Raw genomic sequence first — 26,651 nt, forward strand, 5'->3', positions numbered from 1 at the left:
GTAGGGTGACCGGCTGTGGGATTTTCCGTCCCGCGCCCTCATCCAAGGAGCCCGTTTCATGTCGCGTACCGTAGTTTTGGCCGCTGCCATCAGCCTGGCGCTGGCGGCCTGTTCCGGCAAGGAGTCCACCCCCGTGACCGATACCCAGCCCGCCCCGACCCAGCAGCCGGCCGATGCGTCCGCCAACCCGCTGTTGAGCGCCAGCACGCTGCCGTTCCAGGCGCCGCCGTTCGACAGGATCAAGGACAGTGACTACCTGCCGGCCTTCAACGAAGGCATGAAGCAGCACCTGGCCGAAGTCCGCAAGATCGCCGACAACCCCGAGCCGGCCACCTTCGACAACACCATCGAAGCGCTGGAGCGCAGCGGCGAGACCCTGACCCGCGTGTCGCGCATCTTCTTCGGCCTGGTCCAGGCCGACACAAACGATGCACGCCAGAAGGTGCAGGAAGAAGTCGCCCCGAAGCTGGCCGAGCACCAGGACGAGATCAACCTCGACCCGAAGCTGTTCGCCCGCATCAAGACCATCTACGACCAGCGCGACGCGCTGGGCCTGGACCCGGTGCAGAAGCGCCTGGTCGAGCGTGACTACCAGGAGTTCGTGCGCGCCGGCGCGCAGTTGAACGATGCCGACAAGGCCTCGCTGCGCAAGCTCAACGTGGAAGAAACCACGCTGGCCACGCAGTTCCACACCCGTCTGGTGGCTGCGACCGCCGCCGGTGCCGTGGTGGTCGATGACAAGGCCAAGCTGGCCGGCCTGGACGAGGATGCGATCAACACCGCCGCCGCCGATGCCAAGGCCCGCAACCTCGATGGCAAGTACCTGCTGCCGCTGCAGAACACCACCCAGCAGCCGGTGCTCGGCTCGCTGAGCGACCGCGAGCAGCGCGCCGCCGTGCTCAAGGCGTCGGAAACCCGTGCTGAAAAGGGCGACGCCAACGACACACGCGAGACCATCCAGCGCCTGGCCCAGCTGCGCGCGCAGAAGGCCAAACTGCTCGGCTTCGAGAACTACGCCGCCTACAGCCTGGCCGACCAGATGGCCAAGACCCCGGCCGCCGCGCTCAAGCTGCTGACCGACACCGTGCCGGCCGCGACCGCCAAGGCGCGTGGCGAGATCAGCGAAATGCAGAAGGTGATCGACGCACAGAAGGGCGGTTTCAAGCTTGCTGCCTCCGATTGGGACTTCTACGCCGAACAGGTGCGCAAGGCGCAGTACGACCTGGACGAATCGCAGATCAAGCCGTACTTCGAGATGGACAACGTGCTGCAGAACGGCGTCTTCTACGCCGCCACGCAGCTGTACGGCATCACCTTCAAGCCGCGTACCGATATCCCCACCTACCATCCGGACATGAAGGTCTATGAAGTGTTCGACAAGGACGGCACCTCGCTGGCCCTGTTCTACACCGACTACTTCAAGCGCGACAGCAAGTCCGGTGGCGCCTGGATGGACGTGTTCGTCGAACAGGACGGCCTGACCGGTGCCAAGCCGGTGGTCTACAACGTGTGCAACTTCACCAAGCCCGCCGCCGGCCAGCCCGCGCTGCTGAGCTTCGATGACGTGACCACGATGTTCCATGAGTTCGGCCACGCGCTGCACGGCATGTTCTCGAAGGTGAAGTACCCGTCCATCGCCGGTACCAGCACCTCGCGCGACTTCGTCGAGTTCCCCTCGCAGTTCAACGAGCATTGGGCGCTGGACCCGAAGGTCTTCGCCAACTACGCCAAGAACTACAAGACCGGCGAGCCGATGCCGCAGGCGCTGGTCGACAAGATCCTCAAGGCCCGCACCTTCAACCAGGGCTATGCGACCACCGAGTACCTCTCGGCGGCGCTGCTCGACCTGGCCTGGCACACCCAGCCGGCCGACGCCAAGCTGCAGGACGTGGCGCCGTTTGAAGCGGCCGCGCTGAAGAAATTCAAGGTCGACCTGCCGCAGGTGCCGCCGCGCTACCGCACCAGCTACTTCGACCACATCTGGGGCGGCGGTTATTCGTCCGGCTACTACGCCTACTTCTGGGCCGAAGTGCTCGACCATGACGCCTTCGAGTGGTTCAAGGAGAACGGCGGCCTGACCCCGGAGAACGGCCAGGTGTTCCGCGACAAGATCCTCTCGCGCGGCAACAGCGTGGAGCTGGCGGATCTGTACCGCGAGTTCCGCGGCAAGGATCCGTCGGTGGAGCCGCTGCTGGTCAATCGTGGCCTGAAGTAATCGCGGCATCCCGGTAGGTACCGACCGTTGGTCGGTACGCTTGCCACCGGTACACGCTGAAACGAAAACGGCAGGGGAAACCCTGCCGTTTTTTTTTGGGTGGCGGCTCCGTTGGGGTCTTCTGCGAGCTCGAGGGCCCCGTAGCGGCCGATAGGCCCCTGGCGCAAATGTCCCCCGGCCGCCACGCGGCCTCCTCCTTGATTTTGCCCAGGAGCCTACCGGCCGCTACGGGGCTCGGCTGCGGGAGGCAGGCGGAAGCCAGGCGTCTGGCGCTGGTCGGTGGGTCGGGCATGGGGCCCCAGCGCCCGATCCACCGACTAGCCCGCATCCCTCACGTCCCCACGTGCACGCCTTCGGCGATCTCACTGCACCCCAGGTGATCCAGCGCGATCTCCAGCGCGTGCATGTAACTCTGCGCGCAGTAGCCGCGCGCCACGCCGATGCGCTGGCCCACATCCGCTGGCAGGCACGCTTCCGGTGCGCGCGCATCGTCGTCGTGCACTTCCACGTAGGCGTTGTGCAGATGCGGCAGCAGGCGCTGCAGGCGCGCGCTGTCCACGCATGCACCCGGATCGAGCAGGGTGACTTCGCCACGGCTGTGATCGGCCACGCGCAGGGCGTCCAGCAACTCCTGCTCCGAGCCGCACGCGCGGATCGCCACCGTGGTGCCCGCATCGATCGCACGGTGCACCAGGGATTTGAGAACGAGCGGCGGCAACGGCTGCGCGGTACGGATCAGCTGCCCGGCCGCTTCCGGCCCGCGGATGATGAAGATCGACATGGCTCAGCCCTCCACGGACTGCAGGCGATGGGCGGCGATCGCCAGCGACAGGCGACACGCATCCTGGCGGCCGCTGCTGCACACCACCCGCGCGGCCGGGGCGTGCTGCGGATGCAGGTGCTCGTCCAGCGCGTCGTCGTCGTTGCTGGCCATCTCGATATACGGCGCCGGCAGGTCCTCCAGCGCGGTGCGCAGCGCCTGGCCATAACGAGCCCACTGCGGTGCATCGACCGCTGCGGTGGCGATCAGGACCAGCGCCGGGCGGCTGCGCTGGGCACGCTGCAGACAGCGCACCAGGGCCGGCAGGGAGTCGCAGTCGCGGCAGGCCAGGCGGTGCCCGGCAACCCGCGCAGGCAGCGGCGACGCGTCCGGCGCGGCGTTCGACGGTGTGTGCCGGATCAGCAGGATGGTCATGGAGCGTCTCTTCGAAGCGCCCTTCGGCGCGGTGTCGCCACGATGCGGCCGCGCCCCGTAAAACCGCGATGCCGACCGGGCGGCCCCTGCGTAAACAGTGCGTAGCTTTTTCAGCGCGGGGCAGGGAACTTGCCCGCCGTCCATTCGGTCACAGCCACACACTTCCTGGAGCGCCCGTATGGACACCCCCGCCGCCGCTGCCCCCACCGACCACCGCCTGCTGCGCTGGCTCAAGAAAGAAGCGCTGCCGCTGCTGGTCATGCTCGGACTGCTCGCCGCGGCGCGCGACACCCTGGCCAACCACTACCAGGTGCCCAGCGGCTCGATGCAGCACACGCTGATGCCGGGCGACCGGGTGGTGGTGGACATGCGCGCCTACGGCGTGCGCCTGCCGTTCACCTCGGTGGAGCTGCTGCACACCGGCCAGCCGCAGCGCGGTGACGTGGCGGTGTTCGATTCCCCGCAGGACGGCACCCGCCTGATCAAGCGCATCGCGGCGGTCGGCGGGGATCGGGTCGAGCTGCACGACGGCCACCTGAGCATCAACGGCCATCCGCTGGCCCAGGCCGGGGTGGGTGAGATCGAGGACTTCGGCCAGCATCTGGCGCAGCTGGATCTGGGCCAGGGCGGTGGCCCGGACATCACCGGCCTGACCGTACCCGCCGGGCAGGTGCTGATGCTCGGCGACCACCGCGGCAACAGTGCCGACGGCCGCTTCTTCGGCCTGGTCCAGGCCAGCGCGCTGTACGGCAAGGCCTCGCATGTTTACTACCGGCGCGGCGAAGGCTTGACCTGGCAGACGCTGTAATCCGGGTCGCGAACTGAATCGATATCTGCAACGTCTCGATTCAGACCTATCAGGTTATGGATCGACCTGCCGGCGCTGCCTATCCTGAGCGCTCACTCCTCGCTCCGGCCCACACACGCGGGCCTTACCGGCATGAATGGCGACACCGCAGCGGTCCCCGACCGCAGCCCCCCGGCCACCACCAGCGCAGCGGCGGCCGGCGATCAGATCCAGCAGGGCACCCCGGCCTTCCGGCGCACGGCGGCCGCGCTGTTCCTGGCCGGCTTCTCCACCTTCGGGCTGCTCTACACGGTGCAGCCGCTGCTGCCCGAATTCAGTCGCCACTTCGGCGTCTCCGCGGCCAACAGCGCGCTGACCCTGTCGCTGAGCACCGGTCTGCTGGCGGTCTCGATGCTGATCGCAGGATTGATCTCCGACCGCATCGGCCGCCGCAGCGTGATGGTCGCGGCGTTGCTGGCGTCGAGCGTATTGTCTGTCGCCACCGCGATGGTGGATGACTGGACCACGTTGCTGGTGCTGCGCACGCTGCTCGGCATCGCGCTCAGTGGCGTACCGGCGGTGGGCATGACCTACCTGGCCGAGGAAATGGACAGCCGCGCGCTGGGCCTGGCGATGGGCCTGTACATCGGCGGCAACGCGATCGGCGGCATGAGCGGTCGTCTCATCGCGGGTATCGTCGCCGACCATTGGGGCTGGCGTTGGGGCATTGGCGTGGTCTCGCTGATCGCGCTGCTCAGCACCGTGCTGCTGTGGATCCAGCTGCCGCCCTCGCGCCATTTCCAGAGCCGCCGTGGCGGCCTGCGCGAACTGCCGGCGCGCTGGCGCAGCCTGTTCGGCGATCCCGGTCTGCCGTGGCTGTTCGCGACCGCCTTCGTGCTGATGGGCGTGTTCGTCACCCTCTACAACTACCTCGGTTTCCACCTGCTGGCACCCCCGTATGGCCTCAGCCAGACCGTGGTCGGGTTGATCTTCAGCGTGTATCTGGTCGGCACCTTCAGCTCGGCGTGGATGGGGCAGCAGGCCAACCGCCATGGCCGCAGCCGCGTGCTGGCGATCTGCTACGGATTGATCGCGCTGGGCATCGTGCTGCTGGCGATGCCGTGGCTGGGCTGCATGGCGGCCGGCATCGCGCTGGTGACGTTCGGCTTCTTCGGCGGCCACTCGGTGGCCAGCAGCTGGGTCGGCAGCCGCGCCGGTGCGATGCGCGCCGAAGCGTCCGCGCTGTACCTGTTCGCCTACTACCTGGGCTCCAGCGTGGCCGGCGTGCTCGGCGGCGTGTTCTACACCCGCTGGGACTGGCTGGGCGTGTGCGGCTTCGTCGGCGTACTGACCGTGGCCGGTGGCGCGATTGCCTGGCGCCTGGGCCAGCGCGTGCAACCGGGTGCCGCGACGCTCGCGCTCAGCCGCTGACACCCTGCAGCAGCCGGGTGAAGTGACCGATCAGCGGCGACGCCGCACCGCGTCGGCAGGCGACGTGCACTTCGGAACTGGCCGCGCGATCACTGAGTGCGACGAAGCGCGCGCCGTCCACCTGGATATGGCAGCACGAGGCAGGCAGTACCGTTACCCCCAGCCCCGAGGCCGCCAGGCTGATGAGTGTCGAGGCTTCCCCTGCCTCCTGCACGATGCGTGGGGTGAACCCCGCGCTGCGGCACAGCGCGATGACATGATCGTGGATGCCCGCACCCACCTCGCGCAGGAAACCGACGAACGGCTCATGCGCGAACAGCCGCAGCGCCACCGCCGCATCGGCCGGCAACCCACGCACCAGCGGATGCTGGTCGTGCACCACCAGCGCAAGTGGATCACTGAAGAGCTTGCGTGACATCAGCGGCGCGGGCAGGGCACGTTTGCGGATCAACCCGACATCCAGCTCGCCGGCCATCAGCGCATCGATCTGCTGCAGGGTATTCATCTCGCGCAGCTTCAACTGCACCTGCGGGAATTGCTGACGGTAGGCGAAGATCGCGCGCGGAATCTGCGTGGACAGCGGTGTGGCCCGGGTCAGCCCGATGCGCAGCTCACCGGTTTCCCCGCGCTGCGCGCGCTGGGTCAGATCGATCGCGGTATCCACCCGCGCCAGCACCTCACGCGCCTGCTCCTGCAGCACGCGACCGGCGTCGGTCAGTTCCACGCGGCGGTTCGCACGCAGGAACAACCGCGCGCCAAGCAGCGTTTCCAGCTGGCGGATCTGCTGGCTGAGCGGCGGCTGCGACATGCCCAGCCGCTCGGCCGCGCGGCCGAAGTGCAGCGTCTCGGCGACGGCCAGGAAGTAGCGCAGGTGGCGGAGTTCGATGGACATGGGGCGTACGTCAGCGCTCGGAATGACCACTTTCATCATAGCTGCGCGGACTGAACAGGTCCGGCTGGATCAGCTCGATGAACGCCCGTGCCTGCGGTGACAGAAACCGCCCGCGGCGCACAATCACGCCATAACTCCGCTCCGGGAACCACGCACTCATCGAGCGCGTCACCAGCTTCTCGCGGTCGGCATCGTGCAGGCAGAGCGCCGGCACGATCGAGATGCCCATGCCCATCGCCACGTATTGCTTGATCACTTCCCAGCCGCCGACCTCGAGCGCGACGGTGTAGGGCAGCCGATGCCGCTGGAACACCTGGTCCACCAGCCGGTACGTGATCTGGCGTTTGGGCGGCAGCACCAGCGGGTACTGCGAGATCGCCTCCAGGCTCAGCTCGCCATGCGCCAGCGGGTGCTCGGGCGGGGCGATCAGCACCTGTTCGAAGCGGTAGGCCGGGGCGTAGCTGAGGTCGGCCGGCACGTCGGTCATCGAGCCCACCGCCAGGTCGGCCGCATCGCTGCGCAGCAGGTCGGTGCCGTCGGCGCTGATCGCGTTGTGCAGGGTCAGGCGGACATCCGGGTGGCGCTGGCGGAAGCGCTCCACGATGCGCGGCAGCAGGTACAGGATGGTCGAGCTGTTGGCCGCGATGTTGAGCTCGCCGGCATCCAGCCCCTTCACCTTGTCGCGGAAGCTGGCCTCGAGCCCGTCCAGGTTCTCCACCAGCGGCAGCGCCATTTCATACAGCAGCTGCCCTTCGCGGCTGGGCACCAGGCGGCGGCCGCTGCGCTCGAACAGGCTGACGCCCAACTCGCGCTCCAGCGCCTGCAGCTGCTGGCTGATGGCCGGCTGGCTGACGAACAGCGCCTCAGCTGCCCGTGAGACTGAGCCGAGGCGGACCGTCTGGCAGAACGCCCGCAGCGGCTTGAGCCGGTCGGATTTGTAGGAAAACCGGGGACTTGGCGTGCGCGGCGTGGTCATGGCGTCATGAGTATAAGCACGCCTTATGTAAGCCATTGCAATAACTGCTTTGTCAAATATCGGCACGGCGGCGCACGGTGGAGCTCAACCGCACCGCAGGAGCCCGCCATGTCCGCCGTCGCTTACGCCACCGCCCAGCCCACCCCCGCCGATGCACCGGCCACACCCGGCATTGCCCTCACCACCCAGCTGGCTGGCCAGTCCGCCCTGCTGCCGGCGGGGGTACTGGCGCTGCTGGTGTCGCTGCACCGGGCGGTGGAGCCGGAGCGTCAGCGCCGGCTGCAGGCGAGGGTGGCCCGCCAAGCGTTCTTCGATGGCGGCGGCCTGCCGGACTTCCGTGCCGATACCGCCGAGATCCGCGCCAGCGACTGGCACGTCGCCCCGCTGCCGGAGGCACTGCAGGACCGCCGGGTGGAGATCACCGGCCCGACCGACCCGAAGATGGTCATCAACGCGCTGAACTCCGGCGCCAAGGTCTTCATGGCCGACTTCGAGGATTCCACCGCCCCGGCCTGGCGCAACCTGCTGGCCGGCCAGCAGGCGCTGATCGGCGCGGTGCGTGGCGATCTGACCCACACCGGACCGTCCGTCGATGGGAAGCCGGGCAAGCAGTACACGCTGCGGCCGTTCAACGAGCAGGCCGTGCTGATTGTCCGCCCGCGTGGCTGGCACCTGGACGAGAAGCACGTGCGCATCGATGGCCAGCCGATCGCCGGTGGCCTGTTCGATGCGGCGGTGTTCGCCTTCCACAACGCCCGCACCCTGATGTGCAGGCAGCGTGGCCCGTACTTCTACCTGCCCAAGCTGCAGAGCATGGAAGAGGCGGCGCTGTGGGAGACCGCGCTGTCGCACATCGAGGGCATGCTCGGCCTGCCGCATGGGCAGATCAAGGTCACCGTGCTGATCGAAACGCTGCCGGCGGTGTTCGAGATGGATGAGATCCTGCATGCGCTGCGCGACCGCATCGTCGGCCTGAACTGTGGCCGCTGGGACTACATTTTTTCCTACATCAAGACCTTCCGCCGGCACGCCGACAAGGTGCTGCCCGAGCGCGGCCAGGTGACGATGACCCAGCCGTTCCTGAAGGCCTATTCGGAGCTGCTGATCCGCACCTGCCACCGCCGCGGCGCACATGCGATGGGTGGCATGGCCGCGCAGATTCCGATCAACCACGACGCGGCCGCCAACGAGCAGGCGATGGCGCGGGTGCGGGCGGACAAGCTGCGCGAAGTCACCGCCGGCCATGACGGGACCTGGGTCGCCCATCCCGCGCTGATCCCGGTCGCGCAGGCGATCTTCGACGAGCACATGCCCGGGCCGAACCAGCATCGCGTGCTGCGCAACGATGTGCAGGTGGGCCGCGATGATCTGATCGCCGCGCCCACCGGCACCATCACCCGCGCCGGTTTCGAGGGAAACGTCGAGGTCTGCGTGCGCTACCTGGCCGCCTGGCTGGACGGCAACGGCTGCGTGCCGATCCACCACCTGATGGAAGACGCGGCCACCGCCGAGATCAGCCGCAGCCAGCTGTGGCAGTGGCTGCATACCCCCGGCCAGCACCTGGACGACGGCACCGCCATCGACCTGGCCCTGCTCGACGCCACCCTGGCCCAGCTGCCGACGCGGCTGGGCGATACCGCCGCGCTGCCCGGCAGCGCCCGCATCCCCGAGTCCATCGCGCTGCTGGCCGACCTCAGTCGCCGCGATGAGCTCACCGACTTCCTGACCCTGCCCGCCTACGACCGTCTCGACTGACCCCCCGCCATCCACCTGCTGTTACCGCATCCGTTCCCTTTTGGAGATTCGACATGAGCACCCTGCAGACCGCCGAACAGATCCAGCACGCTTGGAACACCGACCCGCGCTGGGCCGGGATCACCCGCAACTACACCGCCGCCGACGTGGTGCGCCTGCGTGGCACCGTGCACGTGGAGCACTCGCTGGCGCGGCTGGGCGCGGAGAAGCTGTGGACGTACCTGCAGGAGAAGGACTTCGTCAACGCGCTGGGTGCGCTGACCGGCAACCAGGCCATGCAGCAGGTCAAGGCCGGCTTGAACGCGATCTATCTGTCCGGCTGGCAGGTCGCCGCCGACGCCAACCTGGCCGGCCAGATGTATCCGGACCAGTCGCTGTACCCGGCCGATTCGGTGCCGGCGGTGGTCAAGCGCATCAACAACACCCTGCTGCGCGCCGACCAGCTGCACCATGCCGAGGGCAAGGATGACATCGACTTCCTGCAGCCGATCGTGGCCGATGCCGAAGCCGGCTTCGGCGGCGTGCTCAACGCCTTCGAACTGATGAAGGCGATGATCGAGGCCGGTGCGGCCGGCGTGCACTTCGAGGACCAGCTGGCCTCGGTCAAGAAGTGCGGGCACATGGGCGGCAAGGTGCTGGTGCCGACCCGCGAGGCCATCGAGAAGCTCAACGCCGCGCGCCTGGCCGCCGACGTGCTGGGCGTGCCCACCCTGCTGGTCGCGCGTACCGATGCCGAGGCGGCCGACCTGCTGACCAGCGATGTGGATGCCAACGACCAGCCGTTCACCACCGGCGAGCGCACCGTGGAAGGCTTCTACAAGACCCGCAACGGCCTGGACCAGGCCATCAGCCGCGGCCTGGCTTACGCCCCCTACGCCGACCTGATCTGGTGCGAGACCGGCAAGCCGGACCTGGAGTTCGCCCGCAAGTTTGCCGAGGCCATCCACGCCAAGTTCCCGGGCAAGCTGCTGGCCTACAACTGCTCGCCCAGCTTCAACTGGAAGAAGAACCTGGATGACGCCACGATCGCGACCTTCCAGAAGGAGATCGCCACATACGGCTACAAGTTCCAGTTCATCACCCTGGCCGGCTTCCACACCCTGAACTACTCGATGTTCAACCTGGCCCACGGCTACGCCCGCCGCCAGATGAGCGCCTTCGTGGAGCTGCAGGAAGCCGAGTTCGCCGCCGCCGACCGCGGCTTCACGGCGGTCAAGCACCAGCGCGAGGTCGGCACCGGCTACTTCGATGCGGTGACCCAGGCGATCCAGCAGGGCCAGTCCTCGACCACCGCCCTGAGCGGGTCCACCGAGGAGGAGCAGTTCAACGCCGAACGCGCGGCCTGACCCAGCAAGGGCGGCCAGGGAAGGCCCACAGGGCGGCCGGTCGGGGGACCCGCCGCCCTGTGGCGTCTCCGGACCCGGCTCTTCACATCGTCACACGCGGTAGAACATGCGTGTTTTCACGATCTTGGGGGGTAAAAGTCGGAAATGGGATAGGGCGCACAGTTTTGAGGAGTGCTATCCTCCATCGCTCACCAGGGGACGCTGAAAAGCGGGTGTTCGGAAATGACCGGCAAGGGTGCGGCGGCGATCATGTGCGAACAGGAACCAGACATCGACCGCAAGGCGATGGCTGAGATCGTGCACGCCATCCTGAGCAATGGCGAGTCCGCATTGTTCTCCGAATTCGGCCGGCAACGCAAGCTGCCCTCAGGCAGCCATCTGTTCCATCGCGGCCACGCCGGCAACACGATGTACGTGATCGTCAGCGGCTGCATCGAACTGGACTTCGGCGAAGACCTCGTCGTGAAGTCACTCGGTCCCAATGAATTCTTCGGCGAGCTGGGCCTGCTGATCGGCGACCACCAGCGCACGGCCGGCGCGCGTGCGGTCCAGGACAGCATCGTGCTGGAACTGGACCACGACGATTTCCAGCGTCTGGTCGACCGCGACCCTGGTCTGCTGGCCTACTTCCTGCGCCGCACGATCATGCGGGTGGTCAGCAACGAGCAGGTGCTGATCCGCCAGCTGCGCCGCCGCAACCACGATCTCGAAACCGCGCTGGACAACCTCTACGTCACTACCCACCAGCTCACCCACACCCGCGAGCTGGTGCGCACCGACGAGCTGACCGGCCTGCACAACCGGCGCGGCCTGGCGCTATACCTGCAGGACTGCCGTGCGCAGGAAGGCAGCGCGCCGCAGGGCCTGCTGCTGATCGACTGCGACCAGTTCAAGCAGGTCAACGATGTGCACGGCCACCAGGCCGGCGACCGCGTGCTGCAGAGCGTGGCCAACATCCTGCGCTCGGTGGCCACCGAGCCGGACGTGGCCTGCCGGCTGGGCGGCGACGAATTCTGCCTGCTGCTGCGCAGCGCCGACCAGGACAGCCTGCAGCACGCCGCCGAGTTCATTCTCAGCGCGGTGCATGGCCTGATCGGCCGCGCCCACGGCGTGCCGCACGTGTGCCCGGTCAGCATCGGGGTCTGCCTGATCGACCCGCAGACCGATTGGAGCGAGTGGTACGCTCGCGCCGACAATGCGCTGTACCAGGCCAAACGGCTGGGCGGCAACCGATTGCACTGGTCGCGATCAGCGACCGCCACCCCCTGATCGGGAGATCGGCATGAACGGCGACAACGGAACGTCGACCCAGGCCCCGCAGATGCGGGCACTGCTGTTCACCGATCTGTGCGACTCGTTGATCCTGGTGGAGCGCATCGGTGATGCGGCGGCGGCGGAACTGTTCCAGCAGCACGACCGGTTGGTGTTGACGCTGCAGCAGCAGTGGAATGGTCATCAGATCGACCGCTCCGACGGGCTGTTCCTGCTGTTTGATCGTGCGATCGATGCGCTGGGGTTTGCGCTGGATTACCAACGCGGACTGCAGGAGATCGGCAAGCAACGCAACATCGTGCTGCGCGCGCGCGCAGGCCTGCATGTGGGCGAAGTGCTGACGTGGGAGAACAGTCCCGAAGCGATCAAGGTGGGCGCCAAGTCGCTGGAGGTGGAGGGCTTGGCCAAGCCGATGGCCGCACGGCTCATGACCTTGGCGCGGCCAGGACAGATACTGCTCTCGGCGGTGGCCGAATCATTGACCCATCGCGCCACCGGTGAACTGGGCGAGCGCGGTGAACAGCTGCTGTGGAGGTCGCACGGCCGCTGGCGGTTCAAGGGGGTGCCGGCCAGGCAAGAGGTGTTCGAGGTAGGTGAAATCGGGTTCGCACCGCTGCGGATGCCACGCGGTAATGCGAAGGCGCGGCGCGACCTTCCATTGTGGCGGCAGCCGGCGGCTTTGGCTGCCGAGGTACTGTTGGTGGTCGTGGCCGGTGTGGGTGGCTGGATGCTGCTGCGTCCGGAGCCGGCCATCGCCTTTGCCGAACGGGATTGGGTGGTCATCGGCGACGTGCGCAACCTGACGGGCAATGTGGTTCTGGATGATTCGTTGCAGCAGGCATTCCGGATCAGCCTGGAACAGTCCCGGCACGTCAACGTGCTGAGTGACATGAAGGCGCGCGGCATCATGGAGTTGATGCGCCGGCAGCCAGGCGCACCACTGGATGCGACCTCTGCATCCGAAGTCGCGCTGCGCGCGGGCGCCCAGCTGGTCCTGCTGCCGACCGTCAGCGAGATGGGCGGGCGCGCGCGGATCAGCGTAGAGGTGCTTGAACCGCATTCACAGCAAACCCTGGCGGTTGCCTCTGCCGACGGTGAAGGTGTGCAGTCGCTTCTTGGTTCGATCGACCAGGTCACGACACGGCTGCGCGATCAGTTGGGAGAAGGCAAAGCCAGGCTCAAGGTCGACTCGATGCCGTTGCCGCTGGTCACCACCTCGAGCCTGGATGCATTGCGTGCGTACGCGCTTGGCCAGCGCCGTTACGGCGAGGGAGACTACCGGGGGGCCCTGGCCATGTATGAGCGGTCTGTCCAGCTGGATCCGAATTTCGCCCTTGCGTGGATGGGCCAGGTGCGTGCGCGCGTTGCCGACGTCGACAAGCCTGGCGCCCTGGCAGTGGTGCGCCGCCTGAAGTCGCTGTCGTACAGACTGCCGGCTCGCGAAGAGCTGTATCTGGACGCATGGTTCACCACGTTGACCGACCAGTCCAAGGCCGCCGATGCCTGGATGCAGCTGGCGAGCCTTTATCCGGATTATTTCTCGGCGCAGCACAATGCCGCTATCTGGCTATATACCGACAATCGCTACGCAGAGGCGTTCACCTATGCCAGCCGCGCAGCGGACAGCCGTTTTGAGCTGTCCAATATCGCCTACGACCAACTGGGGCGCATCGCCCTGGCCAAGGGCGACCAGGCTGGCGCGCGACGCGCGCTGGAAACGGCTGTTGCTGGTGGCCGTACCGCCAGCCATCGCTATCTCGCTGCTGTTGCGGCGAGCGAGCGCAACTATGCTGAAGCAGATAAGCACCTGGCCCAATCCACCCACAACCGGCACGCGGGTGTGGAGCGGATTTCCATTGCGGCGGATCGCGGCCAGTGGCAACGTGCCGAAGCAGAGGCGGCTGCGGGCGTCAGTGCGATGGCGGGCGAAACAGGTTTTGATCGCCAGTTGTATCTGCTGCCACAGGCGACGGTGCAATGGGCGGCTGGCAACCGCGAAGTTGCGCTGAAGAGTGTGCGCGCAGCAGCGGACAGTGCATTGAAGCGATTGGCTGACAAGGGCAATCCGGACGCCAGCGAAGATGCCATGATGGCCATGGGCACGGCATTGTTGGCTACCCGCATGGGCGACATGGACACCAGCAGCCGCGTGCTGGGCGTGATCCACAGCGGCCGTGATGCCGGTGGTGCGACTGCACTGGACGAAATGCGGGCAGTGGTCGCCGCCGAACGCCTCCGCCTGACCGGCGACGCGCCTGCGGCCATGCAGAAGCTACGGCCTTTCCTGCGTGATACGTCCAGATTCCAGACACGCGTCGCGGCGATGAACACGCTGCGTGCATTGGGGAGGAACAGCGAGGCCCTGGCACAGGCGGATTTTCTCCGCAGCAATCGTGGCATGGCGTATGCCGAACTGGATTGCGGGTATTGCATGCAGGCGATGAACGTTACCGACAGCAATGCCGCCAGCCGTATTGCGGCAGAGTTGCGCGGTGGCAAGCGTGTTGCCGGGCTTGCCGTCGCGGACCTGCTTACGGACCCTTGAGCGTGTGGCTGCCTGCCGGGTTGGCGTCCAGTGCCGGAACGGTCTGATTCTGCAACGACGTGAACATGTCCTGCAGCTCCTGTTTGGCCGCCAGAATGTCGCTCTTGGCGGCAAGCTCATTGACTTCGCAGCAGACACCGAGCGCCGCAGCGTCTGCGGTGGACATGCCGATCTCCACCAGCGCGGCGGCGGGATCGGAGGCGAACAGTGCACGGAACGTGTCATCGGTTCCCAGGCGGCAAATCAAGGCCAGGGCGATGGCAGGTTCCAGGGGCGGCAACGACATGTCTACTTCCTTCAATCGAATCGGTTTGGGAGCCGCGAGAGCACGGATCAGAGAGCAACATCGACCGCGATCGACCAGGCTTTAGCACTCGTTGAGTCGGTACAGATTGGACGTCCCGTGCCGATATGGCAGGACGACGGCGCGGTGCCGGTGAAGTCGGAGAGTCCCACAGTGCGGATACGTCGCTGCGAAGTCGTGTTGTTCGAGCCACGCGAAACAGTGGAGTTCCAGTTGCAGAGTCTGCTCAGCGGCGGCAATGGAATGGTTCGCAGCCTGGGGTGGATGGCTTTGGCCCCGCACCTGGATGGACCGGTGCCGGTCAGCCCCCGTCAGCGCGATCTGCTGGGCGTGCTCGGTCCGAGCCAATGGGTCTGGGCCGACAGCATCGGGATGCACGATGATGAGCAGGCTGCCTTGGTTGATGCCGGGCTGGTGCTGCTCGAGCAATCGGAAACCGACAGTACCGCGGCAATGCATTTGGCCAATGACCAGCGCCTGCGCGACAGTCACTGGCATCCTTTGGCGGCCATCCTGCACGCATTCACCCGCTGGGATGCCGTGGATGCGGTCAAGAACACCGTGGATGGCGGTACCGATACGGCCAAGGGAATGCGCGAGGTACTTGGTCCGCCGCCAGCGAACACCGCGACACGCGGTGAAGTCGAGGCGATCGTGTTGCCGCACACCGAGCCGACGGAGTTCGATGCGCTGCTGCTGCGGCGCGCAACCTGCAGGAACTTCGACGATTCCCGCGTCCTGCCGTTACCCATGTTCACCCGGATGCTGGCAAGAGTATTTGGCGCCCAGTCACAGGTAAGAGTGGGACCGGACCTGGTGTTCCACAAGAAGAACAGCCCCTCCGGCGGGGGCCTCCACCCCATCGAGGCCTATCTGGTCGTGCAGAACGTGGACGGCGTGCGTCCCGGCCTCTACCGGTACCGTGCCGATAGCCACGACCTGGTGCCCCTGCCGGACCCGGAACGGCCACTGCGCGACTTCATCATGGAGAGCGTCGGCCAGCAGCACTGGTTTGCCAATGCACATTGCTTGGTCGCCCTGGTCCCACGCTTCGATCGAACGTTCTGGAAGTACCGCCGCCACGCCAAGGGATACCGGGTCGTGACGCTGGAGGCGGGGCACCTGTCGCAGACGCTGTACCTATCTGCGACCGACCTGGGCCTGGGGGCGTTCATCACCGGTGCGATCAATGAAAAGCATCTCGAGCGCGGCCTTGGCCTGGATCCTATCCGGCAGGGAGCGCTGGCGGTCTGCGGGTTCGGCTGGCGCGGCCAGCACATGCAGACAGCCGAGCTTGATCCACTGGAGCAGGTCTGGCAGCGGGTTGGCTGAGCGGACGAGCGGGGCTCAGGCCCCGTCCGCCTCGAAATCCACCAGCACCGCCCCATCGCCCACCTGGTCTCCGGCTTTCACCCGGTAGCCCTGCACGGTGCCATCGGCCGGCGCCTGCAGCGTGTGCTCCATCTTCATTGCTTCCAGCACCAGCAGCGGCGCGCCGCGTTTGACCGCCGTGCCCGGTGCCACCAGCGTGGCCACGATACGACCCGGCATCGGCGCGACCAGGCTGCCGGCATCGGCAACGGACTGGTCCGCTTCGCTGACCGGATCATGCAGGGTGAAGCGCTGCACGCCTTCGCTGCCGAACAGGTACAGCTCGTTGCCGTCGCGGATGACGGTGGCGCGGTGCAGCTGCTCGCCGATCTGTACGCGCAGTACATCACCGGCCAGGCGGCCGCTGCCCTGCAGCGCGTTGCCGTCCACGTGGACGGTCCACTGTTCGCCCGCGCCCTGCACGGTCACGCTGCGCTGCGCGCCCCGGTGCTCCAGCGTCAGCGCGCGTGCGGCGGCCGCGCCCAGGCGCCAGCCATCCTGGGCCTGCCACGGCGAGTGCGGGTCACGCGCATCACGGCTGGCAGCCTCGCTGGTGGCCACGCCGGCGATCGCGGCGAGCGCCCAGAGTGCCGGACCGCTGTCGTTGTCGTTGGGGGTGAGGGCGGCCTGCTCGCGCTCGATCAGCGCGGTGTCCAGCTTGGCCTGGGTAAACGAATCGGTCATCACCAGCCGGCGCAGGAAGGCGGCATTGGTGGTCACGCCGACCACTTCGCACTCGGCCAGCGCCTGCTGCATGCGGCGCAGCGCGGCGTCGCGGTCGACATCCCAGACGATCAGCTTGGCGATCATCGGGTCGTAGAACGGGGTGATCGCATCACCCTGTTCGACACCGGCGTCCACGCGCACGTGTGCGGTGTTGGCCGGCAGGCGCAGGTGGTGCAGGGTGCCGGTGGACGGCAGGAAACCGCGATCGGCGTCTTCGGCGTACAGGCGGGCTTCCAGTGCGTGCCCGCGGATCTGCAGTTGATCCTGCTGCAGCGGCAGCGGCTCACCGCTGGCCACGCGCAGCTGCCACTCGACCAGGTCGGTGCCGGTGATGCACTCGGTGACCGGGTGCTCCACCTGCAGGCGGGTGTTCATTTCCATGAAGTAGAAATCGCCATCGGGACCGGCGATGAACTCCACCGTGCCCGCGCCGACGTAGTTGACCGCGCGCGCGGCATCGACGGCGGCCTTGCCCATCGCGGCGCGGCGCTCGGGCGTCATGCCGGGGGCAGGCGCTTCTTCGAGCACCTTCTGATGGCGGCGCTGCACCGAGCAGTCGCGCTCGAACAGGTACACCACGTTGCCGTGGCTGTCGCCGAACACCTGGATCTCGATGTGGCGCGGGCGCTCGACATACTTCTCCACCAGCACGTGTGCGTTGCCGAACGCCGACTGCGCCTCACGCTGGCAGCTGGCCAGCGCCTCGGTGAAGGTCGCGCTGTCGTCCACGCGGCGCATGCCCTTGCCACCGCCGCCGGCGCTGGCCTTGATCAGCACCGGATAGCCGATGCTGTCGGCCTGCTTGCGCAGGAACTCGGGGATCTGCTCGTCGCCGTGGTAGCCCGGGGTCAGCGGCACGCCGGCCTGCTGCATCAGCGCCTTGGCCGCGCTCTTGTCGCCCATCGCGCGGATCGCCGCCGCAGAGGGGCCGATGAACACGATGCCCGCCTCGGCGCAGGCCTGCGCGAAACCGGCGTTCTCCGAGAGGAAGCCGTAGCCGGGATGGATCGCCTGCGCGCCGGTGCGGCGGGCGGCGGCCAGGATGGCGTCGCCGCGCAGGTAGCTCTCGCGCGCCGGTGCCGGCCCGATCGCGATGGCCTCGTCGGCCAGGCGCACGTGGCGCGCGTTGCGGTCGGCGTCGGAGTACACCGCCACGGTGGCGATGCCCAGGCGCTGGCAGGTAGCGATGACGCGGCAGGCGATTTCGCCACGGTTGGCGATCAGGATCTTGGTGAACATGGTGGTCTCGTTGCGCGGGCCAGGGGCGGCGGTGCCAGGCGGCACCGCCCGTGCATTACATGCGGAACACGCCGAAGTCGGTCTTCTTCGCCGGGGCGTTGAGGCTGGCCGACAGCGCCAGGCCCAGCACACGACGGGTGTCGGCCGGATCGATCACGCCGTCATCCCAGAGCCGGGCGCTGGCGTAGTAGGGGTGGCCCTGCGATTCGAACTGCGCGCGGATCGGCGATTTGAAGCCGTCCTCTTCCTCGGCCGACCACTGCCCGCCCTTGGCTTCGATGCCATCGCGTTTGACCGTGGCCAGCACGCTGGCGGCCTGCTCGCCGCCCATCACGCCGATGCGTGCGTTCGGCCACATCCACAGGAAGTTGGGCGAATAGGCACGGCCGCACATGCCGTAGTTGCCGGCGCCGAACGAGCCGCCGATCACCACGGTGAACTTGGGCACCTTGGCGCAGGCCACGGCCATCACCAGCTTGGCCCCGTCCTTGGCGATGCCGCCGTGCTCGTACTTGCGGCCGACCATGAAGCCGGTGATGTTCTGCAGGAACACCAGCGGTATGCCGCGCTGCGTGCACAGTTCGATGAAGTGCGCGCCCTTCAGCGCGGACTCGGAGAACAGGATGCCGTTGTTGGCGATGATGCCCACCGGATAGCCGTGCAGGTGCGCAAAGCCGGTGACCAGGGTGTTGCCGTAGCGCGGCTTGAACTCATCGAAGCGCGAATCGTCGACCAGGCGCAGGATCACTTCGCGCACGTCGTAGGGCTTGCGCGTGTCGGCCGGAATCACGCCGTACAGCTCGTGGGCCGGATGCCGCGGTTCCACCGGGGCCTGCACCGCCAGCGCCGGCTCGGGCTTGCGCCAGTTGAGCTGGGCGATGATCGCGCGGACCCGGGCCAGCGCCTGCAGGTCGTTGTCGGCCATGTGGTCGGCCACGCCGGAAATGCGCGTGTGCACATCGGCACCGCCCAGTTCTTCGGCCGTGACCACTTCACCGGTGGCCGCTTTCACCAGCGGCGGGCCGCCGAGGAAGATGGTGCCCTGCTCGCGCACGATCACCGTTTCATCGCTCATCGCCGGCACATAGGCGCCACCGGCAGTGCAGCTTCCCATCACGCAGGCGATCTGCGGGATGCCCTGCGCGGACAGGTTGGCCTGGTTGTAAAAGATGCGGCCGAAATGGTCGCGGTCCGGGAACACCTCGTCCTGCAGCGGCAGGAATGCGCCACCCGAATCCACCAGGTAGATGCAGGGCAGGCGGTTCTGCTCGGCCACCTCCTGCGCGCGGAGGTGCTTCTTGACCGTCATCGGGTAGTAGGTGCCACCTTTGACGGTGGCATCGTTGGCCACGATCACGCACTCCACGCCCGAGACCCGGCCGATGCCGGCAACCACGCCGGCGCTGGGGATCGGATCGCCATACATGCCGTGCGCGGCCAGCGGGGCGATTTCCAGGAAGGCGCTGCCCGGGTCGAGCAGGGCATCGATGCGGTCGCGCACCAGCAGTTTGCCGCGCGCGGTGTGCTTGGCGCGTGCCGCTTCGCTGCCGCCCAGCGCGGTCTGCGCCAGGGTGGCGCGGAGGTCGTCGACGACCGCCTGCAGCGCGGCGCGGTTGGCCTCGAAGGTGTCGCTGCCCGGTTGCAGCTGGGTGCTCAATACGGTCATGGCAGGGCCCTTACTTGGTGCGCTGGAACAGTTCGCGGCCGATCAGCATGCGGCGGATCTCCGAGGTGCCGGCGCCGATTTCATACAGCTTGGCATCGCGCCACAAACGACCGGTCGGGTACTCGTTGATGTAGCCGTTGCCGCCGAGGATCTGGATCGCCTGACCGGTCAGCCAGGTGGCCTTCTCGGCCGAATACAGGATCGCGCCGGCCGCGTCCTGGCGCGTGGTGCGGCCCTGGTCGCAGGCGCGGGCCACCGCGTAGACATAGGCGCGGCAGGCGTTGAGGCCCACGTACATGTCGGCCAGCTTGGCCTGGATCAGCTGGAAGGTGCCGATCGCCTCGCCGAACTGCTTGCGCTCGTGCACGTACGGCATCACCACGTCCATGGCCGCAGCCATCAGGCCGAGCGGGCCACCGGACAGCACCACGCGCTCATAGTCCAGGCCGGACATCAGCACCTTGACGCCACCGCCGACCACGCCAAGCACGTTGGCTTCGGGCACTTCGCAATCCTCGAACACCAGCTCGCAGGTGTTGGAGCCGCGCATGCCGAGCTTGTCCAGCTTCTGCGCGGTGGAGAAGCCCTTCATGCCCTTCTCGATCAGGAACGCGGTGATGCCCTTGGCACCCGCATCCGGATCGGTCTTGGCGTAGACCACCAGCACATCGGCATCCGGGCCGTTGGTGATCCACATCTTGTTGCCGTTGAGCACGTAGTGATCGCCACGCTTGTCCGCGCGCAGCTTCATCGAGACCACGTCCGAGCCGGCGCCCGGCTCGCTCATCGCCAGCGCGCCGACCAGCTCGCCGCTGCACAGGCCGGGCAGGTAGCGCTGCTTCTGGTCTTCGTTGCCGTTCTTGCGCAGCTGGTTCACGCACAGGTTGGAGTGCGCACCGTAGGACAGCGCGATGCCACCGGAGGCACGCGAGATCTCTTCCATCGCCACCACGTGCGCGAGGTAGCCCATGCCGCTGCCGCCGTATTCCTCTTCCACGGTCAGGCCGAGCAGACCCTGCTCGCCGAGCTTGCGCCACAGCGCATTGGGGAACAGATTCTCTTCGTCGGCCTTGGCCGCCAGCGGGGCGATTTCAGCGGAGGCAAAATGGGCCACGCTCTGGCGCAGCAGGTCGATCTCTTCGCCGAGATCGAAGTTCATGGTCGGGACGTGCATGGGCGGCTCCGCAACAACAAGGGATGGGACGCGCCGGGAGGGATGGACGGGCTGACAGGGCCGTCCCGCGGGCGATGTACCCCCAGCGTAGCCGGGTTCGACAAAGAAGTGAACACAAATTCAAAAATTGAACATAGAATCAACAAATGGCCTATAAACGCTCCGCCCTGATGGAAGAACGCCTTGCCGGCGCCCGTGAACGCATCCTGCTGGCGACCCGTGCGCTGGTGGCCGCCGGCGGCTACCGCAATGCGCCGGTGACCGCCGTGGCGGCCGAGGCCGGGGTGTCCACCGGGCTGATCTATCGGCACTTTCCTTCCAAGGCCGAGCTGTTCGTGGAGGTGCTGACGGCCGCGGTGGACCACGAGCTGCGCATCTTCGAGGCGATCGCGGCAGAGCCGTTGCCCGCGCCCGAGCGCCTGCGCCGGGCGATCACCGCCTTCGTGCGCCGCGCGCTGGCCGGCCCCGGGCTGGCCTATGCCTTCATCGCCGAGCCGGTGGATCCGGAAGTGGAAGCCGAGCGCATCCGCTGCCGGCGTCTGTTCGGCGACGTGTTCCGGCGCATCGTGGCCGATGGCGTGGAGGCAGGCACCTTCCCGCCGCAGGACACCCATGTGGCCGCAGCCTGCATCGTGGGCGCCTTCACCGAGGCGCTGGTCGGCCCGACCGCACTCAGCCGCGACGCGCACGGCGATGAAGATGCGCTGGTCGAGTCGATCTGTGTTTTCTGCCTGCGTGCCGCCGGCGCCTGAGTCGCGCCGATGCTGCATTGCGACACCCGGCGGTCGCTTGCGCAGCGCCGCCGACGCTGGTCATACTCGGCCGACAAGCCGTGGTCCAACGACTACCAGCCAGGGGTATAGAGAGTGCGGAATTACGACCTCGAGTTCCTGAAACGCTTCTCCATGGTCATCGCGCTGCTGATGGCCATCACACTTGGCCTCATCATCTTCGCGGCCTACCTGCATACCAGCATCCCCCCTGAAGTCTCGCCGATGGCGGCCAAACGCACGGAACAGCGCATCGCGCCGGCCGGTGCGGTCTACGCCGGCAGCACCGGTGCCGCCGCGCAGGCTGCCGCCCAGGCCGCCGCGCTGGTCAAAGCCGCCTCGCAGGTCGCCTACGGCGGCACCACCGACGGCAAGGTGATCTTCGACAACCTCTGCACCGCCTGCCATACCAATGGCGTCGGCAATGCGCCGACCCTGGACCAGAGCCATTGGGATGCGCGCATCGCCCAGGGCAAGGACACGCTCTACAAGCACGCGGTGGAGGGCTATACCGGCCCGGACGGTGGCATCATGCCGCCCAAGGGCGGTAATCCGGCGCTGACCGAAGAGCAGATCCATGCCACGGTCGACTGGATGCTGGCCAACCTGAAATAACGGCTTTGCCGGATCAGGCCACCGACGCCGCCGAAGGGCGGCGTTTCACTTTATATGGTTAGCCTTGTCGCACTTCCCTGGAGTCCTGCTTTCGATGCGCCGTACCCCCTCGTGTTCGCTCTCGCGCTGGCGTTGTCCGGCGCGGTCCATGCCGCCCAGCCGCAGCCCGCCACCTCGCCGCAGGTGCGCCCGGCGCCGACCCCGTCGGCCACGGTCACCCTGACCACGCCGCCCACCGACTGGCGCACGCTGGATGGCCAGCAGGTCCGCATCGCCGCGCCGCTGACCCTGGCCGGCACCGATGGCCTGTCGCGCTTCGGTGAGCTGACCGTGGCCTTCGGCGGCCGCCTCTGGCAGCCGAGCGAAGTGGCCGCGCCCGGCACTGCGGGGCACGCGCAGGTGGTGGCCGACAACCTGCACCGCCGGCTGGTGCTCGACGATGGCAGCGACGCCCGCGACCCCGGCCCGGTGGCCTACCTGCCGGCGGCGGCGAACCTGCGCACCGGCATGGTCCTGCGCAATGTGGAAGGCGTAGTCCGTATCGATCCCAAAGGCAACGCCCGCCTGCAGGTGACCCGCCCCCTGAACCTGCCCGCGCTGGAGCGCCCGGCGGTACCGGTGGTGGCCGGTGCCCTGCATGTGGCGGCGTTCAATCTGGAGAACTTCTTCAATGGCGACGGGCAGGGCGGTGGTTACCCGACCCTACGTGGTGCGCGCACTCTGGCCGAACACCAGGCGCAGAAAGCCAAGCTGGTCGCCACCATCAACGCGCTCGGCGCCGATGTCGCCGCGCTGATGGAGCTGGAGAACGACGGCTACGGCCCGCAGTCGGCGATCGCCCAGCTGGTCGATGCGCTCAATGCCGACCGGGGCCAGGGTGCCGACTGGCGTTTCATCGACGCGAAGCAGGGGCCGGGTGACAACCCGATCCGGGTCGGCATCATCTACCGCGCCACGCGCGTGACCCCGGTCGGCGCCCCCGCCGTGCTGGAGAAGGAGCCCTTCGGCGAGCGCAGCCGCGTGCCGCTGGCGCAGGCCTTCCGTGCGGGCAAGGGCGCACCGTTCGTGGTCGTGGCCAATCACTTCAAATCCAAGGGCTGCTCGGAAGCGACCGGCGCCGATGCCGATCAGAAGGACGGCCAGGCCTGCTGGAATGCCACCCGGGTCGCCTCGGCCACGCTGCTGGACCAGTGGCTGTCGACCGACCCCACCGGTGCGGGCACCCACGATGCGGTGCTGCTGGGCGACTTCAACGCCTACGCCATGGAAGATCCGATCCGCACCCTGCACGCCGCCGGCTGGCGCGATGCGTTCGCCGTGGCGAAGGTCGAACGGCCTTACAGCTACGTCTACAACGGCATGACGGGCCGGTTGGACCATGCGCTGTTGAGCCCGGGCATGGCCAAGCGCCTACGCGCGGCCGCGGAGTGGCACATCAACGCCGATGAGGCCGACGATGTCGGCTACCGCGACCGCAATGAAGCGGGTCCGTGGCGCAGCTCGGACCATGATCCGCTGCTGCTGGGGTTTGATCGCTGATACCGCGCGGGTGCGCCGGCACGCCCGGCTACCGTCGCGTTGCCCGGGTAGTGCCGGCCGCTGGCCGGCACCGCATCAACGAGTTACCACGTGCCCCACGCGATCAGCCCGATCGCCACCACGGCCAACGCCAGGCCCACCCGGTTCCACACACTGGTGCGCTCGCCGAAACCGACGATGCCCACCAGCGCGCCCAGCACCACCACGCCGATGTTCATGCCGGCGAACACCACTGCCGGGCTGTCCGGCAGGTGCTGGTGGGCACGCACGTAGAACAGGATATTGCCGAAGTTGAGCAGGCCCAGCAGGGCGCCGCCAACCCCGTTGCGCCACTGCAGGCGGGCGATGCCGCGCAGGTGGCGCCACAACTGCAGCAGGAACATCAGCACGAAGGCCAGGCTGAAACTGGCCAGCAGTGCCGCCATCGAGGGCGTGCCTGACAACGCCACCTTCTTGAGCAGGATGTCGACCAGGGCATAGCCCACCCACACCGCCAGCAGCCATGGCCAGGCCCGCCCACCGGAGGGCTCGGCCGCACCGGCGCGCGGACGCACGCTGATGCCCAGGATCGCCAGCAGGCCCAGCCCCAGGCCGGCCAGCTTCCAGCCGTTGGCGCTCTCCCCGAACACCAGGAACGCGGCCAGCAGCGAAAGCAGGAGTGACAACCGCTGGGCCACGTCACTGCGCACGATCCCGGCGCGGGTCACCGCGCGGGCCATCATCAGGAAGATCGCCGGCAGCGCCACGGCCAGGCAGAGCAGGGCCGCCCACGGTGCATGCGGGGCCTGCAGCGAAGCCAGCGAGGGCTGCAGCAGCACCGCGCTGAGCACGCTGGCGACCAGGTAATTCCAGGTCACCACCTGCGGCATGTCCAAGCGCTGGCGCGGCGCCAGCTTCAGCAGGACCGAGACCAGCACGCTGCAGAGAACGCTGAAAACCAGAAAGTGCATGTACGGATCCGGCGGAGGCGGCGGTGAAGCACGCGGAGGGACGGTATTATGACGCCATGCACAATCCCCCATTTCCCCAAGAAAGCGGTGCGCTGACGCTGGACGGTCCGGTCGGTCCGCTGGATGTCGTGGTTGATCTGCCCGAGGCCGGTGTCGCGGTGCAGCCGGTGGTGGCGATCGTCTGCCATCCGCTGTCCACCGAGGGCGGCAGCATGCACAACAAGGTGGTGACCATGGCCGCGCGCTCGCTGCGCGACCTGGGCATCGCCACCGTGCGCTTCAACTTCCGCAGCGTCGGCGACTCGGTCGGCACGTTCGACAATGGCGTGGGCGAGCAGGACGACCTCAAGGCCGTCGCCGCCTGGGTCCGTGCGCAGCGGCCGGGCCAGGACCTGTGGCTGGCCGGTTTCAGCTTCGGCGCCTACGTCTCGCTGCGCGCGGCGGGCGACCTGCAGCCGACCACCCTGATCTCGATCGCGCCGCCGGCCGGGCGCTGGGATTTCGAGGGCATGCAGCCGCCGGCCCAGTGGCTGGTGATCCAGGGCGAGGAAGACGAGATCGTCGATCCGCAGGCGGTCTATGACTGGCTGGACGGCCTGGATGCACCGCACGAACTGGTGCGCATGCCCGATACCAGCCACTTCTTCCACCGCAAGATCGTCGACCTGCGCGGCGCGCTCATCCATGGCGTCAAGCAGTGGCTGCCGGTTCCCGCGCCCGACGCGGCCCCCGACGCGGCATGAGCGACACCGTGATGACCCCGTCGCAGCGCTACGCCGATGGCGTGGCCCGGGGCGAATGGCAGAACGACCCGGCCCAGCACGCCGCCCTGGCCGAGCTGGACCGCATCCATATCGCGCTGGTCGACAGCGCGCAGGATGGCTGGCTGGATCGCCTTTCCGCATTCTGGAAGAAGCCCGAACCGGTCAAGGGCCTGTACTTCTGGGGCGGGGTGGGGCGCGGCAAGACCTTCCTGGTCGACCTGTTCTATGACGGCCTGCCGATCGAGCAGAAGTACCGCACCCACTTCCATCGCTTCATGCGCGGCATCCACGAGCGCCTGCGCGAGCACCAGGGGCAAAGCGATCCGCTGGCGAAGATCGCCCAGGAATGGCGCAGCAAACTGCGCGTGCTGGTGCTGGACGAGTTCTTCGTCACCGATATCGGCGATGCGATGCTGCTGGCGCGCCTGCTCGAGCGCATGTTCGCCGAGGGCGTGACCCTGGTGACCACCTCCAACACCGCGGTGGAGAACCTGTACCTCAACGGCCTGCAGCGCGACAGCTTCCTGCCCGCGATCGGGCTGCTGCAGACCTACTGCGTGGAACTGTACGCCGAAGGTACCGAGGACTACCGCATGCGCGCGCTGACCCGCTCGCCGGTGTACCAGGCCCCGATCGATGCCGGCAGCGATGCCTGGCTGGCCGGCCGCTGGGCCGAGCTCAGCGGTGGGCAACCGGCCAAGGCGGGCAACATCGAGATCGAAGCGCGCAAGATTCCGGTGCGCGGCCGCGGCAAGAGCATCGTCTGGTTCGATTTCAAGGCGCTGTGCGAGGGCCCGCGCGGCCCGTCGGACTACATCGAGATCGCGCACGAGTTCAACACCGTGCTGCTGGGCGACATCCCGCATTTCGACAAGCTGAATGAAGATGCTGCGCGCCGCTTCGTCAACCTGATCGACGAGCTCTACGACCGCCACGTCAACCTGGTCTGCACCGCCACCGATTCACCAGTCGGGCTGTATTCGGGCGTCCGGCTGCAGGGCGCGTTCGAACGTACCGCCTCGCGCCTGATTGAAATGCAGAGCGCCGAATACCTGGGCACCCCGCACCGCGCGTAATCCCACGCCGGGCCCGGACAGGCCGTGATGTAGATCCACGCCA

The 26,651-nt window shown here is 67.5% G+C and carries 22 protein-coding genes; 13 read left to right on the forward strand and 9 right to left on the reverse strand.

Annotated elements, in window-relative coordinates:
* The first annotated feature begins 58 nt into the window (after positions 1-58).
* Positions 59-2,215 carry a peptidyl-dipeptidase Dcp gene (gene dcp / locus BIZ42_RS10350; RefSeq protein ID WP_019184865.1) on the forward strand — a complete coding sequence of 719 codons (2,157 nt, stop codon included), beginning with the start codon at positions 59-61 and terminating at the stop codon, positions 2,213-2,215.
* A gap of 331 nt (positions 2,216-2,546) precedes the next feature.
* Here dcp and BIZ42_RS10355 read toward each other — a convergent pair whose 3' ends face one another.
* The gene (locus BIZ42_RS10355; protein WP_019184864.1) at positions 2,547-2,996 is read right to left on the reverse strand and encodes a 3-dehydroquinate dehydratase; all 450 of its coding nucleotides are present in this window, start codon (positions 2,994-2,996) and stop codon (positions 2,547-2,549) included.
* A gap of 3 nt (positions 2,997-2,999) precedes the next feature.
* Entirely contained in the window at positions 3,000-3,410 is a 411-nt protein-coding gene (locus tag BIZ42_RS10360; RefSeq protein WP_070426387.1) for a hypothetical protein, read from the reverse strand.
* 178 nt (positions 3,411-3,588) lie between these two features.
* Between BIZ42_RS10360 and lepB the strand changes: the two genes are divergently transcribed.
* Both lepB and BIZ42_RS10370 read left to right on the forward strand, forming a co-directional pair.
* Positions 3,589-4,218 carry a signal peptidase I gene (lepB, locus tag BIZ42_RS10365; protein ID WP_019184862.1) on the forward strand — a complete coding sequence of 210 codons (630 nt, stop codon included), beginning with the start codon at positions 3,589-3,591 and terminating at the stop codon, positions 4,216-4,218.
* A gap of 132 nt (positions 4,219-4,350) precedes the next feature.
* Positions 4,351-5,628, forward strand: coding sequence for an MFS transporter (locus BIZ42_RS10370; RefSeq protein ID WP_070426388.1), 1,278 nt, complete (start codon positions 4,351-4,353; stop codon positions 5,626-5,628).
* Here BIZ42_RS10370 and BIZ42_RS10375 read toward each other — a convergent pair.
* Both BIZ42_RS10375 and BIZ42_RS10380 read right to left on the reverse strand, forming a co-directional pair.
* Positions 5,618-6,520, reverse strand: a complete 903-nt coding sequence (locus tag BIZ42_RS10375) for a LysR substrate-binding domain-containing protein (RefSeq protein WP_019184860.1) — start codon at positions 6,518-6,520, stop codon at positions 5,618-5,620. The genes BIZ42_RS10370 and BIZ42_RS10375 overlap by 11 nt on opposite strands.
* 10 nt (positions 6,521-6,530) lie before the next feature.
* On the reverse strand, positions 6,531-7,496 hold the full coding sequence (locus BIZ42_RS10380) for a LysR substrate-binding domain-containing protein (RefSeq protein WP_046272285.1): 966 nt from the start codon (positions 7,494-7,496) through the stop codon (positions 6,531-6,533).
* Between the two features lie 108 nt (positions 7,497-7,604).
* On the opposite strand from BIZ42_RS10380, the gene aceB reads away from it, so the two are divergent.
* From aceB to BIZ42_RS10400, 4 genes are all read left to right on the forward strand, one after another.
* Entirely contained in the window at positions 7,605-9,251 is a 1,647-nt protein-coding gene (gene aceB / locus BIZ42_RS10385; protein WP_070426389.1) for a malate synthase A, read from the forward strand.
* Positions 9,252-9,304: 53 nt separating this feature from the next.
* On the forward strand, positions 9,305-10,597 hold the full coding sequence (gene aceA, locus BIZ42_RS10390; RefSeq protein WP_070426390.1) for an isocitrate lyase: 1,293 nt from the start codon (positions 9,305-9,307) through the stop codon (positions 10,595-10,597).
* Between the two features lie 222 nt (positions 10,598-10,819).
* The gene (locus BIZ42_RS10395; RefSeq protein ID WP_070426391.1) at positions 10,820-11,866 is read left to right on the forward strand and encodes a GGDEF domain-containing protein; all 1,047 of its coding nucleotides are present in this window, start codon (positions 10,820-10,822) and stop codon (positions 11,864-11,866) included.
* A gap of 13 nt (positions 11,867-11,879) precedes the next feature.
* Positions 11,880-14,414: a putative peptide modification system cyclase gene (locus BIZ42_RS10400; RefSeq protein ID WP_070426392.1), complete on the forward strand. Its 2,535-nt coding sequence runs from the start codon at positions 11,880-11,882 to the stop codon at positions 14,412-14,414.
* Here BIZ42_RS10400 and BIZ42_RS10405 read toward each other — a convergent pair.
* Positions 14,401-14,700 carry an NHLP-related RiPP peptide gene (locus BIZ42_RS10405; protein WP_019184854.1) on the reverse strand — a complete coding sequence of 100 codons (300 nt, stop codon included), beginning with the start codon at positions 14,698-14,700 and terminating at the stop codon, positions 14,401-14,403. The two genes, BIZ42_RS10400 and BIZ42_RS10405, sit on opposite strands and share 14 nt — an antisense overlap.
* A gap of 171 nt (positions 14,701-14,871) precedes the next feature.
* Here BIZ42_RS10405 and BIZ42_RS10410 point away from each other — a divergent pair, with 171 nt between their 5' ends.
* Entirely contained in the window at positions 14,872-16,050 is a 1,179-nt protein-coding gene (locus BIZ42_RS10410; RefSeq protein WP_070427502.1) for a putative peptide maturation dehydrogenase, read from the forward strand.
* Between the two features lie 15 nt (positions 16,051-16,065).
* Here the strand turns inward: BIZ42_RS10410 and BIZ42_RS10415 are convergent, their stop codons facing one another.
* Genes BIZ42_RS10415 through BIZ42_RS10425 form a run of 3 tightly spaced genes read right to left on the reverse strand, consistent with a single transcriptional unit; the run spans position 16,066 to position 20,894 of the window.
* Positions 16,066-18,054, reverse strand: a complete 1,989-nt coding sequence (locus tag BIZ42_RS10415; RefSeq protein WP_070427503.1) for an acetyl/propionyl/methylcrotonyl-CoA carboxylase subunit alpha — start codon at positions 18,052-18,054, stop codon at positions 16,066-16,068.
* A gap of 55 nt (positions 18,055-18,109) precedes the next feature.
* Entirely contained in the window at positions 18,110-19,720 is a 1,611-nt protein-coding gene (locus BIZ42_RS10420) for a carboxyl transferase domain-containing protein (protein ID WP_070426393.1), read from the reverse strand.
* 10 nt (positions 19,721-19,730) lie between these two features.
* Entirely contained in the window at positions 19,731-20,894 is a 1,164-nt protein-coding gene (locus tag BIZ42_RS10425; RefSeq protein ID WP_019184850.1) for an isovaleryl-CoA dehydrogenase, read from the reverse strand.
* 146 nt (positions 20,895-21,040) lie between these two features.
* On the opposite strand from BIZ42_RS10425, the gene BIZ42_RS10430 reads away from it, so the two are divergent.
* The 3 genes from BIZ42_RS10430 to BIZ42_RS10440 all read left to right on the forward strand — a co-directional run bounded on the left by BIZ42_RS10430 (position 21,041) and on the right by BIZ42_RS10440 (position 23,818).
* Entirely contained in the window at positions 21,041-21,646 is a 606-nt protein-coding gene (locus BIZ42_RS10430) for a TetR/AcrR family transcriptional regulator (RefSeq protein WP_046272289.1), read from the forward strand.
* A gap of 114 nt (positions 21,647-21,760) precedes the next feature.
* Complete coding sequence (locus tag BIZ42_RS10435) at positions 21,761-22,279, forward strand: c-type cytochrome (protein ID WP_070426394.1); 519 nt, start codon at positions 21,761-21,763, stop codon at positions 22,277-22,279.
* A 54-nt stretch (positions 22,280-22,333) separates the two neighbouring features.
* A complete protein-coding gene (locus BIZ42_RS10440; RefSeq protein WP_237393493.1) occupies positions 22,334-23,818 on the forward strand; it encodes an ExeM/NucH family extracellular endonuclease in 1,485 nt (494 codons plus the stop codon).
* Between the two features lie 83 nt (positions 23,819-23,901).
* Here BIZ42_RS10440 and BIZ42_RS10445 read toward each other — a convergent pair whose 3' ends face one another.
* Positions 23,902-24,768 carry an EamA family transporter gene (locus BIZ42_RS10445; RefSeq protein ID WP_070426396.1) on the reverse strand — a complete coding sequence of 289 codons (867 nt, stop codon included), beginning with the start codon at positions 24,766-24,768 and terminating at the stop codon, positions 23,902-23,904.
* Between the two features lie 56 nt (positions 24,769-24,824).
* Here BIZ42_RS10445 and BIZ42_RS10450 point away from each other — a divergent pair, with 56 nt between their 5' ends.
* The gene (locus tag BIZ42_RS10450; RefSeq protein WP_070426397.1) at positions 24,825-25,511 is read left to right on the forward strand and encodes a CocE/NonD family hydrolase; all 687 of its coding nucleotides are present in this window, start codon (positions 24,825-24,827) and stop codon (positions 25,509-25,511) included.
* Complete coding sequence (gene zapE, locus BIZ42_RS10455) at positions 25,508-26,608, forward strand: cell division protein ZapE (RefSeq protein ID WP_046272294.1); 1,101 nt, start codon at positions 25,508-25,510, stop codon at positions 26,606-26,608. The genes BIZ42_RS10450 and zapE overlap by 4 nt, the downstream gene beginning before the upstream one ends.
* The last annotated feature ends 43 nt before the right edge of the window (positions 26,609-26,651 follow it).

Origin of the sequence: Stenotrophomonas sp. LM091, assembly GCF_001806305.1 — a bacterium.
GTDB classification, from domain to species: domain Bacteria; phylum Pseudomonadota; class Gammaproteobacteria; order Xanthomonadales; family Xanthomonadaceae; genus Stenotrophomonas; species Stenotrophomonas bentonitica_A.